Source organism: Stutzerimonas sp. R40042 (assembly GCF_026642215.1).
GTDB lineage: Bacteria > Pseudomonadota > Gammaproteobacteria > Pseudomonadales > Pseudomonadaceae > Stutzerimonas > Stutzerimonas frequens.
The window spans coordinates 2,104,587-2,120,867 of the sequence record NZ_CP113258.1; the positions used below are offsets into that span (position 1 = coordinate 2,104,587).

The 16,281-nt window shown below is 64.9% G+C and carries 12 protein-coding genes; 7 read left to right on the plus strand and 5 right to left on the minus strand.

What is annotated here, in order from left to right; translation table 11 throughout:
* Window positions 1-50: 50 nt before the first annotated feature.
* Window positions 51-941 (plus strand): LysR family transcriptional regulator, encoded by an 891-nt coding sequence (locus OUY36_RS10080; RefSeq protein ID WP_063543281.1) that lies wholly within the window; start codon window positions 51-53, stop codon window positions 939-941.
* Between the two features lie 118 nt (window positions 942-1,059).
* Here the strand turns inward: OUY36_RS10080 and OUY36_RS10085 are convergent, their stop codons facing one another.
* The 4 genes from OUY36_RS10085 to OUY36_RS10100 all read right to left on the minus strand — a co-directional run bounded on the left by OUY36_RS10085 (window position 1,060) and on the right by OUY36_RS10100 (window position 8,462).
* Window positions 1,060-1,413, minus strand: coding sequence for a YgaP family membrane protein (locus OUY36_RS10085; protein WP_133457040.1), 354 nt, complete (start codon window positions 1,411-1,413; stop codon window positions 1,060-1,062).
* A 66-nt stretch (window positions 1,414-1,479) separates the two neighbouring features.
* Window positions 1,480-3,990, minus strand: a complete 2,511-nt coding sequence (glgP, locus tag OUY36_RS10090) for an alpha-glucan family phosphorylase (protein ID WP_267937886.1) — start codon at window positions 3,988-3,990, stop codon at window positions 1,480-1,482.
* Window positions 3,991-4,065: 75 nt separating this feature from the next.
* Window positions 4,066-5,163, minus strand: coding sequence for an endonuclease/exonuclease/phosphatase family protein (locus OUY36_RS10095; RefSeq protein WP_267937888.1), 1,098 nt, complete (start codon window positions 5,161-5,163; stop codon window positions 4,066-4,068).
* Window positions 5,164-5,342: 179 nt separating this feature from the next.
* On the minus strand, window positions 5,343-8,462 hold the full coding sequence (locus OUY36_RS10100) for a transglycosylase domain-containing protein (RefSeq protein ID WP_267937890.1): 3,120 nt from the start codon (window positions 8,460-8,462) through the stop codon (window positions 5,343-5,345).
* 192 nt (window positions 8,463-8,654) lie between these two features.
* Between OUY36_RS10100 and OUY36_RS10105 the strand changes: the two genes are divergently transcribed.
* The 3 genes from OUY36_RS10105 to OUY36_RS10115 all read left to right on the plus strand — a co-directional run bounded on the left by OUY36_RS10105 (window position 8,655) and on the right by OUY36_RS10115 (window position 10,576).
* Window positions 8,655-9,455, plus strand: a complete 801-nt coding sequence (locus tag OUY36_RS10105; protein ID WP_267937893.1) for an AraC family transcriptional regulator — start codon at window positions 8,655-8,657, stop codon at window positions 9,453-9,455.
* A 195-nt stretch (window positions 9,456-9,650) separates the two neighbouring features.
* A complete protein-coding gene (locus tag OUY36_RS10110; RefSeq protein ID WP_267938153.1) occupies window positions 9,651-10,268 on the plus strand; it encodes an AzlC family ABC transporter permease in 618 nt (205 codons plus the stop codon).
* Window positions 10,265-10,576 carry a hypothetical protein gene (locus OUY36_RS10115; RefSeq protein WP_200594103.1) on the plus strand — a complete coding sequence of 104 codons (312 nt, stop codon included), beginning with the start codon at window positions 10,265-10,267 and terminating at the stop codon, window positions 10,574-10,576. Before OUY36_RS10110 ends, OUY36_RS10115 begins: the two co-directional genes overlap by 4 nt.
* Window positions 10,577-10,581: 5 nt before the next feature.
* Here OUY36_RS10115 and OUY36_RS10120 read toward each other — a convergent pair whose 3' ends face one another.
* Window positions 10,582-11,256 carry a TIGR04211 family SH3 domain-containing protein gene (locus OUY36_RS10120; RefSeq protein ID WP_267937896.1) on the minus strand — a complete coding sequence of 225 codons (675 nt, stop codon included), beginning with the start codon at window positions 11,254-11,256 and terminating at the stop codon, window positions 10,582-10,584.
* A gap of 341 nt (window positions 11,257-11,597) precedes the next feature.
* Here OUY36_RS10120 and OUY36_RS10125 point away from each other — a divergent pair, with 341 nt between their 5' ends.
* From OUY36_RS10125 to OUY36_RS10135, 3 genes are all read left to right on the plus strand, one after another.
* The gene (locus OUY36_RS10125; protein ID WP_267938155.1) at window positions 11,598-14,114 is read left to right on the plus strand and encodes a hybrid sensor histidine kinase/response regulator; all 2,517 of its coding nucleotides are present in this window, start codon (window positions 11,598-11,600) and stop codon (window positions 14,112-14,114) included.
* 132 nt (window positions 14,115-14,246) lie between these two features.
* Window positions 14,247-15,575 carry a TrkH family potassium uptake protein gene (locus OUY36_RS10130; protein WP_267937897.1) on the plus strand — a complete coding sequence of 443 codons (1,329 nt, stop codon included), beginning with the start codon at window positions 14,247-14,249 and terminating at the stop codon, window positions 15,573-15,575.
* Complete coding sequence (locus OUY36_RS10135; RefSeq protein WP_063543265.1) at window positions 15,565-16,269, plus strand: potassium channel family protein; 705 nt, start codon at window positions 15,565-15,567, stop codon at window positions 16,267-16,269. The genes OUY36_RS10130 and OUY36_RS10135 overlap by 11 nt, the downstream gene beginning before the upstream one ends.
* Window positions 16,270-16,281: the final 12 nt, after the last annotated feature.

Sequence of the window (16,281 nt, forward strand, 5' to 3'; positions counted from 1 at the left end):
CTGCAGAGTCGTTCTGCATAAATGCACAGGAGCTGATGGAGGCTTCAACCATGGACTGGGACAATCTGCGCTATTTCCTCGAGGTCGCCCGAGCGGGGCGGCTGACGACCGCGGCGCGTCGGCTCGCGGTCGACCACACAACGGTGTCCCGTCGTTTGCAGGCGCTGGAAAAAAGCATGGGCCTGCAGCTGTTCCTGCGCGAGCCGGGTGGCTACAAGCTCACCGAAGCCGGGCGCAATCTGCTGCCGCGGGTCGAGGCCATGGAAAGTGCCAGCGTGGCCATCGAACATTCGCTGCCGAGCATGGCCGATGGCCTTTCCGGGCAGGTGCGCATCGGCGCGACGGAGGGTTACGGCACGGTGATGCTCGCCGGCCAGCTGACCGGGCTCAGCCGGCGCTATCCGCATCTGAACATCGACCTGCTGGCACTGCCGCGCGCGGTGCGCCTGTCGCGTCACGAGGCGGACATCGTCATCACCCTGGAACGCCCGGAGCGCGGGCCGTTCATCATCACCCGGCTGACCGATTACGTGCTGCGGTTGTATGCGTCGCCGGCGTATCTGGACGAACACCCGCCGATCCGCAGCCGCGAGGACCTGGCCGCGCATCGCTTCGTCAGCTACGTGGATGACCTGCTGTTCAGCAAGGAGCTGCTGTTTCTCGATGGGATCGCCGATCCCCGCTCGGTCGGCCTGCGCAGCACCAGCCTGCTGGCGCAGCAGGAAGCCGTGGCGATGGGGGCGGGGATCGCGATCCTGCCGGCGTTTTCCGCCGATGCCGATCCGCGGTTGCGGCTGCTGCTGCCCGAGGAGGTCAGCTTCACCCGAACCTTCTGGATGCTGATGCCGATCGAATTCAAGGACCTGGCGCGCATGCGCACCACCTGGGATTACCTGAAGGACATGGCGCAGCAGAATCAGGGGCGGTTGCTGGGCCAGTAGTTATTGCTGGCCGAGCTGTCGAGAGAAGCAGGGCGGCGCCGAGAGAGCGCTGGGATTGCGCGCCAGCCATGTGGCGGCTGTGCGCAGGCGGCACATCATCGAAGCGTCGCCCGGTGGATCAGACGCGTGGCGTGGTGCGGCTCTCGTTGCCCATCGGCGAGCTGTCCGGGAGCGTTACGCTGTCGCCCTGAAAGTCCGGGCTATGTACTTCCGAATCCAGGGGCATATGGCTGTAGCGCTGGCTCGGCAACGCCGGCTTGCTTTCCATCTCGCTCCACATGCGCTTGGCTTCGCAGCGTCCGCTGATGCCACGGGCCAGCGCCATGCCGCCCATGGCCAGCTCCGCCAAGCCGATCAGCCCGCCCCGACGCAGCCCTTTGCCCATCATCACCAGCCCACCGGCCAGCGAGGCGGCGCGTTCCCAGCCGTGGACGTTCTGTGGGGCGGATTTGTCGAACAGTTGCTTCATCATCTGCGGCATCCTCGAAAGGCAAGTGGTTAATAGAGGACTGCGCCGCTGCGCTGGCGTTCCGGGCGTTCATCGCTGCCAGTGAATCAACCCCAGCTCCAGCGGCACAGACAGCCCCAGTTGGCTGCCAGGGATGACCCGCGCGGTGTAATCCGTCGCCGAGCGGTCGGCAGGCAAGTGGCCGTGGTAGCTGGCGAAAGCGCCGTCGTGTTCGACAAGGGTGAGCGGATGGACCTCGGCGGGAGCTTCGCCCCGGCCTTCGGCATAGAGCTGCACGGCAATCTGTCGCGGTTCCAGATGGCCGAGATGCAGACGGACATCGACCTGAAGCTGGCCGTTCTCGCAGGTCCACTGCACCTCGCTGAAGGCCAATTCATGCCAGTAGCTGCGCAGACCGGTGAGCTGGTGCGCCAGCTCGCTGGCCAGCGCCGAACCTTCGGCGCAGCGACGGCGAAAGGTCGTCGCCATGGGCAAGTAGTAGCGTTCGGTGTATTCGCGCACGGTTCGGTCGGCGGAAAAACGCTCGACCAGCGCGCTCATGCTGCGCCGCATGCGTTGCACCCAGGCGGTGGGCAGGCCTTCCGTGTCGCGGGCGTAGAAGCTGGGGATCACCTCGGTTTCCAGCAGCGCGTAGAGCTGTTCGGCATCGACTGCGTCGTGTTCGGCTGGGTGTTCGAGGCCGTCACCCACGGCCCAGCCGAGGTCGGCGGCGTAGGCCTCGGCCCACCAGCCGTCGAGCTGCGATAGGTTCAGGCCGCCGTTGGCCAGCACCTTCATGCCGCTGGTGCCGCTTGCTTCCCATGGCCGCCGTGGAGTGTTCAGCCAGACATCGACGCCTTGCACCATGTGTCGGGCGATGCGCATGTCGTAGTCCTCGAGAAAGACCACACGACCGGCGATGTCCGGTCGCGCGGCGAAGCGTTGCCAATCGGAGAGCAATGCCTGCCCGGCGCGGTCGGCCGGGTGCGCCTTGCCAGCCACCAGCAGCTGCACCGGATAGGCCGGATGGCTGAGGATGCGCGCCAATCGCTCAGGGTCCTGCAGCAGCAGGTTGGGGCGCTTGTAGCTGGCGAAGCGGCGGGCGAAGCCGAGGATCAGATGCTCCGGATGCAGGCGCGAACCGGCTACCTCGATTTCTGCCGGTGAAGCGCCGTGCACGGCCAGGCTGCGGGCCAGATGGCTGCGCACGAAGCCGAGCAGTTCGTTGCGCGCATGCTGGCGGATCTGCCACAGCCAGCGGTCGTCGACCTGGGCCAGCAGTTCGTCCACCGAAGCGTGGTCGATGCCGCGCCAGGGAATCTCGTCGCCGTGCAACTCGTACCAGTGTGCTTCGGCATCCGGCGATACCCAGGTCGGCAGGTGGATGCCGTTGGTGACGTGCCCGACCGGTACCGCCTCGAGCGGCCAGCGCGGATACAGCTCGCGGAAGATGTAGCGGCTGGTATGGCCGTGCAGCTGGCTGACGGCGTTGACCGCGCCGGCACCGCGCGTCGCCAGGTAGGCCATATTGAACGGCTCGCGGGTGTCCTGCGGCTGCTTGCGGCCCATGGCCAGCAGGGTTTGCATGGAAATGCCCAGTTCGTACTCGGCATAGCGTTCCAGGTACTGGCTCACCAGTTCCGGCGCGAAGCGATCGAACCCGGCTTCCACCGGCGTATGGGTGGTGAACAGGTTGCCGGCGCGGGTGGCATTGAGGGCCACGGCGAAGGAGACCCGTTCCCGGGCCATATGGCTGCGAGCGCGCTCCAGCACGGCGAATGCGGCATGACCGTCGTTCAGGTGCAGCACATCGGGCTCCAGGCCGGCGGCTTCCAGCAGGCGCCAGCCACCGATGCCCAGCACCAGCTCCTGGCGCAGGCGCATCTCGTTGTCGCCGCCATAGAGTTCGCTGGCGATCAGCCGCGCCATGGGTGGGTTGGCCGGGTCGTTGGTATCGAGCAGCAACAGCCGGTTATGCCCGACCCGGGCCTGCCAGCCGCGCAGCCAGATCTGCAACCCAGGCAGCTGGATGGCCAGCCGCAGCGGTGCACCGCCAGCGTCATGCAGCGGCTCGATGGGCATCTGTCGGGTGTCGTTGACCGGGTACAGCGCCTGCTGTCGGCCGTCCGGGCCGATGCTCTGGCGGAAATAGCCGTGCTGCCAGAGCATGCCGACCGCCGTAACCGGCACGCCGAGGTCGCTGGCGGCCTTGAGCTGGTCACCGGCGACATTGCCGAGCCCGCCGGAGTAGATCGGCAGCGCTTCACTGAGCATGTATTCCATGGAGAAGTAGGCGACTCGCGCAAGGCGCTCGCCGTACTGCTGGCTGGCGAACCAGGTCGGCTGCTCCAGCCGCGCCTGGCGCGCCTTGACGATGCCGTCCACCAGGCGGTGGCAGTCGGCGCGGCGCAGCAGCGCCTCCAGCTTCTGCTCCGGCACCGTGCTGAGGATCAGGCTAGGGTTGCGGGTCAGTGCCCAGAGGTCGTTGTCGATCAGCTGCCAGAGGTCGTCGTTCTGGCTGGTCCAGCGGATCGACTGGTCGAACGCCAGTTCGCGCAGGGTTTCTGGGGTGAGGGCGGGGCGATCGGATGCAGGAGCCAAAGTGACCTCTCTTCAGAACCGGTGAGCACTGTCTCGTCCAGCATAGGCCTTCCGCCGTGGCCTGGGGTTCGCACATCAGCGGCCTGGCCCGGCCTCGGGTTGCGGCACATCCTGCGGGGTGGCCGGCTCTTCGGCGATGGTGTCGGCGGCCTCTCGCTCGTCTTCCCGATCAGCTTCGAGGCCTTGCTGCTCTTCAGTATGCCTCGGGTCGTACTGCAGCTCGATGAACACGGGAAAGTGATCGGAACCGATATCCGGCAGGCGCAGTAGACGGACGAAGCGGAAATGCGCGCTGTGGAAGAAGTGATCCAGCGGCCAGCGCAGGAACCAGTGATGGGCATGAAAGGTGTTGTACATGCCGCGGCCGACGCGCGGATCGAGCAAGCCGCTGATCTTGCGGAACAGGCGGGTGGTCGGTGACCAGGCCACATCGTTGAGGTCGCCGGAGACGATGATCGGGTCATCGCTGTGCTGGATGCTTCTGGCCACCACCAGCAGTTCGACGTCGCGCTCGGTGGATTCGTCGTTCTCGGTGGGGCTGGGCGGTGCCGGATGCAGAAAATGCATGCGCACCGCGAGGTTGTCGCTGACACGCACCCGAGCATGCATGGAGGGGACGTCGTCTTCCACCAGAAAACACAGTTCCGGCTCTTCCAGCGGTAAACGCGAAAAGACATGCATGCCGTAGAGGTTGTCCAGCGGACAGCGGATGCTGTGCGGATACTCCTCGGCCAGCGGCTCGAGCTGCGTTTCCCACCACTGGTCCGACTCAAGGGTCACCAGCACGTCGGGGCGATACTCGCGAACCAGCGCCAGCAGCCGATCGGACTGCCGGTTCGGCCCCAGCACATTGGATGACATCACCCGAATGCGTGGCCCTTTGGCATCTGCCTTGGCCCGGCGCACCTCGTTGCGCCAGGGGCGTGTGTAGGGTACGACCCAGGCCAGCTGGTAGATCAGGCAGGCCACGGTCACGGCCGTCATCAGGCCATGCCAGGGTTGGCCATAGTCCAGCCACAGCACCTGCACGAGCAGCAGCAGCGCCAGTAGGGCGCCCAGTTGCAGACGTGGAAACTCCCAGACCCGTATCCACCAGACGCGGTACCGACAGAGCGGCAGCAGCGTGACGAGTGCCAGGAGGCCTGTACTGGCCAGCAAGATTCCTTCGAGCATGGCGTTCTCTTGTTGATCGATCAGTTCGGCGAACCGGCTTTGCACTTCTGTGGAAGTGCAAGCGCCATGGCGTTCGACAGGCTGACAGGCGAAGCGTGCGGACGAGCACGGGTTTGCATGTGCATCGGAGCGCTACGAGCTGCCGAGGGCTGAGCTGGTCGCCGGCGTTCCCCTTGGCGTCAGTGCTCGGCTGAAAGCATGCCGCTGGTCAGAGCCGGCAGGTGCTCGGGCTGGCACAGGCTGTTCGCGCCTTGCAGGTACGGCTGCAGGATCGGTGCCATACCCTTGAGCGTCTGTACCGGCAACGCCGAGGTAAAGCGGAAACTGTCGGCCGCGCGCCCCGGCACGTAGGCCGTCAGCGTGCCGAAGTGACGTGGCCCCAGGTAGAACACGAAGGTCGCGGTGCGGTTCAGCGCCAGCGAGCTGATCAGCCGTCCGCCGGCTCCGACGCTCTGGATGCGGTTGTCGCCGGTGCCGGTCTTCCCGCCGATGCGCAGGGGAGTGCCATCGTCGGTGACGAAGGTGCCTTGCAGACGTCTCGCCGTTCCGCCTTCGACCACATTGGCCAGTGCGTTCTGCAGCGCGCGCGCCACTTCCACCGGCACCACCCGCTGACCGTTGCCGGCGACGAACCCCAGGCGTGTCTCGTAGGGCGTGCCCTGCGCGAAGTGCAGGTTGTCGATACGCACGCTGGGCAGGCGGACGCCGTCGTTGAGGATGATGCCCATCAGCTCGGCCAGCGCCGCCGGCCGGTCTCCGGAGCTGCCAAGCGCGGTGGCCAGCGAAGGCACCAGGTTGTCGAACGGATAGCCCAGGCGCTGCCAGCGGCGATGGATATCGGTGAAGGCTTCCACTTCCAGCATGATGCGGATGCGGCTATCGCGTGCGCTCTTGTGCCGGCTGCGGAACAGCCAGCCGTAGACTTCCTGGCGTTCGGCGCGGCTGTTGGCGACCACGTCGGACAGCGTCGCCTGCGGGTTGGCGATCAGGTAGCCGAGCAGCCACAGGTCGAGCGGGTGGGTACGGGCGATATAGGCCTGATCTGGCAGGCTGTAGGCGCCTGGGCCATAGCGCGTGTAGAGCTCATCCAGCTTCTTGTCGCTGAGATCGGCATCTGGCAGGTGCTGCCTGAGGAAGTGATCGAATACTTCGCGCTCGGCGTCCGGCATCAGATAGCGATGCACGGCGGCCAGGCGTACGGGCGTCGGGCGCATGCCCTGGAGAAAGGTTTCGATCCGCTCGTTGGTGCTCTTGTTGCGGTACTTTTTCCAGAAGCGCTGCAGGAACACCGAGCCCTCGCGGTCGGCGAAACGGGTCAGGTACTCCTGGCGGCGCGGGTCCTTGTCGTCTTTCAGCAGCTCGGCGCTGTTGATGGTCTCGTAAGTGCTGTAACTGACCAGATCGCGCATCAGGCGCACAAACGGCAGGTTGATCGACTCGCGCAGCGACTCGCGCACCGTGGGAATACGGCCGTCGTCCTCGCGGCGGAAGTTGCCGAAACGGTGCATGCCGGCGCCGGTGAAGAAGCGCTCGGCCGGGCTCGCCGAGTAGCGGCGCTCCAGTGCGGCATCGAGCATGCGGTCCAGGCTGCGATCGCTGTTGGTTGCCAGATAGTCGATAGCCCAGCGACTGAGATTGGCACGCGCATCGATCTTGCGCAGTTCGCTCGGGCTGAGCTCGGAATAGCGCTGGTGCAGCTCGGCGATGACTTCCAGGTAGGTAGTCAGTACCCGCAGCTTGGCGGTCGAGCCCAGCTCCAGCTTGCTGCCTTCGTTGATGTCGAACGGCTGGTTGGTGTTGTCGGTCTGCACGCGCACGCGGAATCCTTCATCGCCGCGCTCGAACAAGGTGAAGCTGTAGCGCACATCAGCGGTCTTTTCCGGCGAGAGCATGCGATCGCCAAACAGGCCGACCGATTCGGCGAAGGCAGGATCGGCCAGGCGCACCAGGTATTCGCTGATCTGTCGCTGCAGGTCGCCCTGCAGCGGTGTGCTCGCCGTGAGGTCCAGCCGGTCGAGGTCGTACAGCGGCAGACTGAGCAGGCCGGCCAGGCGCATGCGTGCAACGGTGATCCCCTTGGTCGCGTCGACGGGACGAATCGCCACCTCACGGCTGGGGTTGTCGGCCACCACCCGCTGGGCAAGTGCCGCATCGCGCAGCGCCGGGTCGACGATGCCGCCATTGGCCAGCAGGCGGATGTGGCTGTCGGTCAAATCAGCCATCTCCTCGCGACCGGCACCCAGGTAATACGATGGCCGGCGTTGGGCGATCAGCAGCGAGAGCACCTGGCGCAGGGCGAGGCCGCGGGCCTGCGGATCGACCACGCTGGCGGCATGCGGATCGAGCAGGCGGTTGACCTCGCGGAAGTCGGCGCCGAACCAGAGTCGCAGACCGTCGGCGATGCCGTGCACCTCGCCGTGCCCCGGCGCGGCGGAAAGCGGCACGCTGTTGAGGTAGTCACGCACGATGCGCTGGCGGGTGGCGAGCGTCTGCGGCCCTTCCCGGTAGGTCCGGATGCTGGCCGAGATCATCTGCCGGATCTTTTCTTGCGGGTCGCCGGTGCGCCCTTCGGGGGAGTGCCGGTACTTTTCCACCTGAGTGGCCAAAGTGCTGCCGCCCGCCGCCTGGCCGCCGAGGCCCAGGCGTTTCTCCAGCTGGCTGATGGCCGCCTTGGTGAAGCGCGGCCAGTCCACCGCCGGGTTGGCGTTCGGCCGGCTGGCGTCCAGCAACCCGCGGTCCTCGATGAACAGCAGGCTCATCACCACCAGCGGCGGAATGTCTTCGAAGCGCTCGTAGTACTGGCGCGGATAGCTGTTGGTATAGAGCGGTACGCCACGACAGTCGTTGATCGTCAGCCCGGCCTGGGATTGCTCAGGGTAGGGCGGGAAAAAACCGCGGCTGGTGTAATCCAGCAGCGCGCGCGAGAAGCGGGCTTGCTCCTCGATGCGGAAATTGCGCTGCACCAGGCGCTCGATGAAGTGCGGCAGGTCGACGTAACCCAGCCGGCGATCGAAGGGGCCATCCGTCGGAAACTGGATACGGGCGCTGGGCCCGGGTCGCACGCTGTAATCCAGATCGTCTGCGTAGCGACTCAGCCAATGGGATTGCCAGCGAGAGCTTTCCAGCTCCTGCCAGCCGAGATAGCCGCCACCGGCCAGCAGAAAACCCCCGACAACCAGCGCCAGCCGCCGTGCTGTCTTGCGGCGGGATTTGGCCGAGTTACGGGATGAGGCCGGTGAGGGGGCGCGCTGATAACGCCCATCCTGGGATGTCTTGTCGGACCGCCATACTGCGCCCATGTGTGCCTGGCTTCCTAGCAGTGTCTGAGCAAAGCATAGTCGGCGCGTGGGGCTTAAGCGATGGCGGTTTGACGAACGGAGCGGCTCAAGAATGCGCCTGCGCAGCCTGCGATTGCCTGCCGCCGCAATCGCTCGCTACCGTAGCGCGGTCAACAACGCGACCGATGGATACCGGACGATGGCGCAACGCACATGAGCGACAAGGACTGGGTCAGGCGCCCGCACGAACCGGGACGGTTTGAGCGGCTGGAAGCCTATTTCGCCGGTTATGGGTTCGCTCCTCACCGGCACGATACCTATGCCATCGGCAGTACGCTGGCGGGCGTACATCGCTTCAATTACCGCAACTGTTCGCGCTACAGCCTGCCGGGCGACACCATCGTGTTGCACCCCGATGAACTGCATGACGGTGAGGCCGGCAGCGAGGCCGGTTTCCGCTACCGCATCGTCTACATCGAGCCCGCGCTGCTGCAGGGAGCGCTGGGCGGCCAGGCTCTGCCGTTCATCAACGAAGGCGTGTCCCGCGATCCGCGCATGCAAGGGGCCGTCCGAAGCCTGCTGCAGAGCTTCGACAGGCCACTCGACAGGCTGGAGGAGCAGGATGCGCTATATGACGTTGCTCAGGCCCTGGCAGCAGTCTCCGGTGCCAAAGGCCGGCGCCGCAGTGTGGATTACCGTGCGGCCGAGCGAGCCCGGGATTACATCCACGAATTCCTGACCCAGCCCATCAGTCTCGATGAACTGGAACGGGTGTCGGGCCGCGACCGCTGGAGCCTGTCGCGGGATTTCCGCGCGCTGTATGGCACCAGCCCCTACCGCTATCTGACGCTGCGGCGACTCGACCGCGTGCGCCATCTGCTGCTTGGCGGAAGTGTGCCCAGCGATGCTGCGCTGATCGCCGGGTTCGCCGATCAGAGCCATATGACCCGTCAGTTCAAGCAGGCCTACGGCCTTTCACCTGGGCATTGGCTGCGGCTGATACGCCGCGCCTGAGCCGCTTGTCTGCACGATCGTGCAAGACGCCAGCGGGTGGCGGCGCCGAGACTGGGCGAAACAGGTGCTGAACAGTGGGGATTGCGGATGACAGAAGCAGTGGATGCATTCGACCGGCCTCAGGGCGGGCCTGCGACTCGACTGCCGGCACTGAGGCGGGCGCTACCGGTCGCGCTGTCGGTCATGCCGGTAAGCATGCTATTCGGCCTGCTGGCAGCGCGTTCCGATTGGTCGATGCTGGAGATACTGCTCGTCGGTCTGTTCGGTTTCACTGGCAGTGGCCAGTTCGCCGCATTGCCGCTCAGCGAGCATGGCGCGGATTTCCTCACGCTGTTGCTGGTCACGGCCTCTATCAATAGTCGCTATCTGCCCATGGCACTCAGCACCGTCGATCGCCTGCCGGACGGCGCATTCAAACGCGCCTGTTGCGCCCATATGCTCGGCGACGAGGCCTATGCCAGCGAGCGTGATGACGATTCGCCCGGCGTGGTGCTGCGCATTCGCCTGGTCATTTTTCTTGCCTGGGTGCTGGCGGGTGTACTTGGTGCGGCGCTCGGCGAGGTGCTGTCCGACAGCTGGTTCGGCGACGATCTGAACCTCGCGTTCCCGGCAAGTGCTGTGCTGCTGTATCTGGCCGCGTCACAGCTCAAGAACCGGATCGGCTCGTTGCAAGGTGATCGGCGGGTGACGCTCATGCGAGTTGGGCTTGCTGCTGCTGGAACGAGCGGATTGCTCCTGCTGCTGGGGCCGGTGTATTTCTGGGGGCCGGGCGTTCTGCTGGCGACCTGGCTGCTGGGCAGGAGCCGCGGATGAACGATGCGGCTCTGGTCACCCTTGCGGCGCTGGCGGTCACCAGCATGCTGGTGCGCGTCGTGCCGGCATTCGTCCGCTTCCCGCTGAGCGCACGAGGGATGCACCTGGTCGGGCAGGTGATGCCAATGGCTGTGTTCCTCAACCTCGCCGTGTACGTCGTGTATAGCGAGATCAGCCATTCGCCCATCGCAGGCGGGCCGGCATTGATGGCCATCGCGGTGCTCGCCCTGCATGGTCGGGTTGGGCTAACAGGCAGCACGCTGCTCGCGGCTGCCCTCTACTACCTGCTGGGCGCTTACCTGGCCTAACCCGCTCAGAACCAGCGATCGTTGCGTTTGCGGCCGCGGGTCAGCGACGGCAGGATCAGCCCAACCAGCAACCCGGCACCGGCGATGCTGCCGCCATAGATCATGTACTGCATGAGCATCTGCTTGTTCTCGTCACCGAGACGGGCCTGGGTTGCGCGCAGTTCGGACTGGGTTTCGCTCAGAGACGCTTCGAGCGCGGCGCGGCGGGCTTCGAGCTCGTCGATCAGCGCCTTACGCGAATCGAGGGTCTCCTGCATGCCCTGTACCCGCAGTTGCCAGCTGTCATCGATGGTCTTGAGCTCTTCGCTCAGCTCAGCCACTTGTTGCTCGAGCTGCGGTAGGCGTTCGGCCTGGCCCGGGACTTCCTGCAACTCGCTGCTGGGAATCCAGACGGTTGAGCCCGACTCCGAGCGGACCTGGCTGTAGTCGCCCTGGGTGCTGATCAGTTCGACCTTTTGCCCGGAGGTCAGCGTACCGACGATGCGATAGCCATCGGTTGGACCGCTACGTACATAGGTGTTCAGGCTGTCGCTGACCCAGCGTGTGTTGTCGGTGGGCTCTTGGGAATGGGCCGGCCCGGCGACCAGCATGGCGCCGAGCAGACCGGCGCCGATCCACTTGCACGACCGGGAGGAGGTAAGGCGGGAAAGCAAGGCAGAAGGATGAAGAGATATGGGCATGAAGGATTCGCGATATTGAAATAAGAGTAAGTCCCGGGGCGGGGCACTGAGGTTGGCTGCACCTGGCCCCTCGGGGCGCTGTCGATACCGGACGACAGGCACGTTGGACACAGCCGGTGGGGCGGCGACCGTAGTCGGGAGCCCGAGACACTTGGCGCGTAAATCGAGCGCGCAGTCGCCGCTCCGTATGGCGCATCAGCTGAATGACAGCCGTTGCGGCGAAAAGTTCGCACGCGCTGCGCCAGTCGATGAGCGGCTTTCGGCGATATCGGATGTGCAAAATCTCGCCTTTTTTGCTTTGATTGCCGCCAGACATTTTGGGTAGCAGTTCGCCCTTGAGCATGGATACGACGAGGGGAACACTTCTGGAAAATCTCACCCGCGAGGAGCTGGTAGCCGAGGTGCTGCGCTTGCGCGCCAAGCTGAATGACAGCGCCACCCATGACTCCGAAGTGCGCTATCGCCTGGCAGCCAAGGCCACCCGTGATGCCGTCTGGGATTGGGATCTCGAGTCGGATCATGTTCTCTGGAATGATGCGCTGGAACAGGCCTATGGGCATCCTCTGGCATTTATCGACACGTCCGGCCAATGGTGGCTGGAGCAGATCCACCCGGCCGATCGCGAGCGAATCTACCATTCGATCCACTTGGTCATCGACGGCGGTGGCACGACCTGGACCGACGAGTATCGTTTTCAGCGCCTGGATGGGACCTACGCAGAAATCCTCGATCGCGGCCACGTGATTCGCAGCGTGCAGGGCAAGGCGGTGCGCATGATCGGCGCAATGCTCGATCTGACCCGTGTACGTGCCGCCGAAGCAGCGTTGCGCCAGAGCGAGGAGCGTTTCAGCGCCATCTTGCAGACCATCGAATCCGCCTTTGCCATCGTTCAGGTCAAATTCGACACCGATGACCGACCCGTGGACTACCGCTTTGTCGAGGTCAACCCGGCTTTCGAACGCCAGACAGGTGTCGATCTGCGCGGCAAATGGATCACCGAATTCGCCCCGGAGCTGGAGCAGTTCTGGTTCGAAGCCTATGGCCATGTCGCCAAGACCGGTGAGCCGGCCAACTTCGAAAGCTACGCGCGAGCGTTCGAGCGCTGGTTCGATGTGCGGGCAGTCCGGGTCGGCGATCCCAGCGAGCGCCGGATCGCCATCCTGTTCAACGACGTGACCGAGCGGCGGGATGCCGAGAATCGTCTGCGCATCAGCGAAGCGCTGGCACGCGAGAACGTCCAGCGCGTCCAGCTGGCGTTGGCGGCTGGGGCGATCATTGGTACCTGGAACTGGGACCTGCAGACGGACCAGTTCACCGTCGATGACGGTTTTGCTCGCGCCTTCGGTCTCGATCCAGGGCTTGGCCGCGAAGGGCTAGGCCTGGAACAGATCATCACGACGGTCCATCCGGAAGACAGAGCGGGGCTGCTCGCTGCCATCGACGAGGTTATTGCCCGCGGTGGGGCCTACGCACACCAATACCGAGTGCGTCGCGCCGATGGTCGTTACTACTGGATCGAGGCCAATGGCCGTGTCGATCATGGCCCGGACGGCACTGCGCTGAGCTTTCCGGGCGTGCTCATCGATGTCGAGGACCGACGCTCCATCGAGGCCGAGCGTGACCGTGCCACCGCAGCACTGCGAGCGCTGAACGACACCCTTGAGCAGCGCGTCGCCGAACGCACGGCCGAGTTGATCCACGCCGAGGAAAAGCTGCGCCAGTCGCAGAAGATGGAGGCGGTGGGGCAGCTGACTGGCGGTCTGGCGCATGACTTCAACAACCTGCTGGCCGGCATCAGCGGCGCGTTGGAGCTGATGAGCATGCGGATCGCCCAGGGCCGGCTGAACGATATCGACAAGTACATGCTGGCGGCTCAGGGCGCGGCCAAGCGTGCCGCGGCGCTGACCCACCGGCTGCTGGCGTTCTCCCGGCGGCAGACTCTGGATCCGCGGCCGCTTGACGTGAGTGTCCTGGTGGATGGCATGACCGAGCTGATCCAGCGCACGGTGGGCCCGAGCATCCTCGTCGAGACCATCAGCGCTCCCTTTCTCTGGCCCGTGTCGGTGGATGCCAGCCAGCTGGAGAACGCCATTCTCAATCTCTGCATCAACTCGCGTGACGCCATGCCAGACGGCGGACGCATCACCATCGAGACGGCCAATCGCTGGCTCGGGCCGGACGCTGCGCAGGCGCAAGAGTTGCCCGCCGGGCAATACCTCGCGCTGTCGGTGAGCGATACCGGCACGGGAATGACGCCGGGTGTGATGGCCAAGGCGTTCGATCCGTTCTTTACCACCAAGCCGATCGGTGAAGGCACAGGGCTCGGGCTTTCGATGATCTACGGTTTCGCCAAACAGTCGGGGGGGCAGGTACGTGTCAGCTCGGAAGTGGGCCAAGGCACCTCGATGACCATCTACCTGCCGCGCTATCACGGTCAGGCAGGCGCCGCTGCCGCAACCCCGGGCCGCAGCGGCGCAACCCTGGCCGGAGCCTGTGCGACCATCCTGATCGTCGACGACGAACCGACTGTACGCCTGCTGCTGACCGATGTGCTCGGCGATCTCGGCTACACATTGATCGAGGCGGCGGACAGCCTCGCTGGGCTGAAGCTGCTGCAGTCGGATGTTGCGATCGATCTGCTGATCACCGATGTCGGGTTGCCGGGCGGAATGAACGGGCGACAGATGGCCGACGCTGGAAGGCAGGTCCGACCAGGTCTCAAGACGCTGTTCATTACCGGCTATGCGGAGAGCGCAGCTCTGGGCAACAGCTCGCTTGGGGAGGGCATGCAGGTACTGACCAAGCCGTTCGCGATAGAGATCCTCGCCGCTCGTGTACTGGAACTGCTCAGCAGCTAAGGCCAGGGCGGCCCAGGGTGATTTCTCGGCGGCTGTTGAATAACCGCGGCAATGCGCCTAGCCTCTCGCCCTGCTTTCCAGGGCCGCCGATTCCGATGGCTCTAACCTCTCGGTTCCGTCGGTGTGGATCGAATGAAATCACTGTTGCATCCGGGTCGGGCTGTCGCGCTCGTATTCCTGTTCGCCATCCTCTGTGGTGCCGCTCTCCTGTCCCTGCCGGCCGCTCACGTGCAGAGCGAGCCAGTACCCTGGGTTACTGCATTGTTCACTGCTGTCTCGGCGGTCTGCGTGACCGGCCTGGTGGTGGTCGACACCGGCACCTATTGGTCGACCTTCGGACAGGTGGTGATCATGGTGCTGTTCCAGCTTGGTGGCTTCGGCATGATGACCCTGGCGACCTTGCTGGGATTGCTGGTCAACCGTTCGTTCCGCTTGCGGGCCAAGCTGATCGCGCAGGCCGAGTCCCATGTACTGGGTCTGGGCGACATCAGCAGCGTGGCGAAACTGGTGCTGGTCGTCACGCTGGTGATGGAGCTGGCGGTCATGCTGCTGCTGACCCTGCGGCTGCATTTGTCGTACGGGCTTGGTTGGGGCGAGGCCGCCTGGAGCGGCCTGTTCCATGCCGTATCGGCGTTCAATAACGCGGGATTCTCCATTCATGGCGATGGCCTTGTGCGCTACGCCACCGATGAATTCATTCTGCTGCCGATCATGTGCGCCATCGTCATCGGCGGCATCGGCTTTCCGGTTCTCAACGATCTGCGCCGCAGGTGGTCGGACCCGCGTCACTGGTCGCTGCACACCAAGCTGACGCTGTCCGGGACGGCGGTGCTGCTGGTGGGCGGCTTCATGGCGGTGCTGCTGTTCGAGTGGTCCAACCCGGGTACGCTCGGGCCCATGGCCTGGGCCGACAAGCTTCTTTCGGCTGCCTTCGTTTCGGTCTCGGCGCGTACGGCCGGTTTCAATGCGCTCGATATCGGCGCGCTGACGCATGAAAGCTGGGCGTTGCACTATTTCCTGATGTTCATCGGTGGCGGCAGCGCCGGTACTGCCGGTGGGGTGAAGGTCGGAACCGTCGCCATCCTTGCGCTGCTGGTGATCGCCGAGATCCGCGGCAGGGCCGACACCGAAGCATTCGGCCGCCGGGTCGGTAGTTCGGCCCAGCGCCAGGCGATCACCGTGCTGGTGCTGGGGAGTGCCATGGTCGTGCTGGGTACGCTGTTCATTCTTCGAGACACCGACATCCCGACGGACCAGGTCATCTTCGAGGTCATTTCTGCATTCGGTACCGTTGGACTCTCCACCGGTATCACCGCCGACCTGCCGGAGGCGAGTCAGCTCATGCTGACCCTGCTCATGTATGTCGGCCGGGTCGGCACCATCACCCTTGCGGCTTCACTCGCGCTGGGCGAGCACCGCATGCCATACCGCTATCCGGAGGAACACCCAATTGTTGGCTAAGTTGCTGTTTTCTGAGCAGTTCTCTTTTTCGAAAGGCGACAGTGTGGTGGTCATCGGGTTGGGGCGATTCGGCAGCTCGGTGGCGCGCTCACTGACGCGCCTGGGCCATGACGTGATGGGCATCGACCAGGCCGCCGAGCCCGTTCATGCATGGGCCGATCTGCTGACCCATGCGGTGCAGGCCGATTCCACCAACGTCATGGCGCTGCGGCAGCTCGGCGTCGCCGATTTTCCCCATGCCATCGTCGGTATCGGCTCGGACATGGCGGCGAGCCTGATGACCATCATGGCGCTGACCGAACTGGGCATCAAAGACATCTGGGTCAAGGCGCTGACCACCGAGCATGGGCAGATCGCGACGCGGATCGGTGCGCATCATGTGGTCTATCCCGAGGCGGACATGGGCGAGCGGGTTGCCCATCTGATCTCCGGGCGGATGATGGATTTCATCGAGTTCGACGACGGCTTCGCCATCGCCAAGATCCATGCGCCCGAGCGCATCCACAACAGCACCCTGGCTGCGGCTGGGGTGCGCGAAAAATTCGGCGTGACGGTCGTCGGTCTGAAGCGGGCCAACCAGGACTTCCAGCACGCGACGCCCAGCACCCAGGTACTGCCGGGCGATCTGCTGATCGTCTCGGGGCCGACCCATGACATCCAGCGTTTCGCTGGCCAGGGGCGCAAGGGAAGCTGAAGCTGGTCTCCG

Coding starts and splice junctions, on each gene's coding strand:
- OUY36_RS10100 (WP_267937890.1), bottom strand. CDS start 8,462: ATGGGCGCAGTATGGCGGTCCGACAAGACATCCCAGGATGGGCGTTAT.
- OUY36_RS10105 (WP_267937893.1), top strand. CDS start 8,655: ATGAGCGACAAGGACTGGGTCAGGCGCCCGCACGAACCGGGACGGTTT.
- OUY36_RS10110 (WP_267938153.1), top strand. CDS start 9,651: ATGCTATTCGGCCTGCTGGCAGCGCGTTCCGATTGGTCGATGCTGGAG.
- OUY36_RS10080 (WP_063543281.1), top strand. CDS start 51: ATGGACTGGGACAATCTGCGCTATTTCCTCGAGGTCGCCCGAGCGGGG.
- OUY36_RS10125 (WP_267938155.1), top strand. CDS start 11,598: ATGGATACGACGAGGGGAACACTTCTGGAAAATCTCACCCGCGAGGAG.
- OUY36_RS10130 (WP_267937897.1), top strand. CDS start 14,247: ATGAAATCACTGTTGCATCCGGGTCGGGCTGTCGCGCTCGTATTCCTG.
- OUY36_RS10120 (WP_267937896.1), bottom strand. CDS start 11,256: ATGCCCATATCTCTTCATCCTTCTGCCTTGCTTTCCCGCCTTACCTCC.
- OUY36_RS10115 (WP_200594103.1), top strand. CDS start 10,265: ATGAACGATGCGGCTCTGGTCACCCTTGCGGCGCTGGCGGTCACCAGC.
- OUY36_RS10095 (WP_267937888.1), bottom strand. CDS start 5,163: ATGCTCGAAGGAATCTTGCTGGCCAGTACAGGCCTCCTGGCACTCGTC.
- OUY36_RS10085 (WP_133457040.1), bottom strand. CDS start 1,413: ATGATGAAGCAACTGTTCGACAAATCCGCCCCACAGAACGTCCACGGC.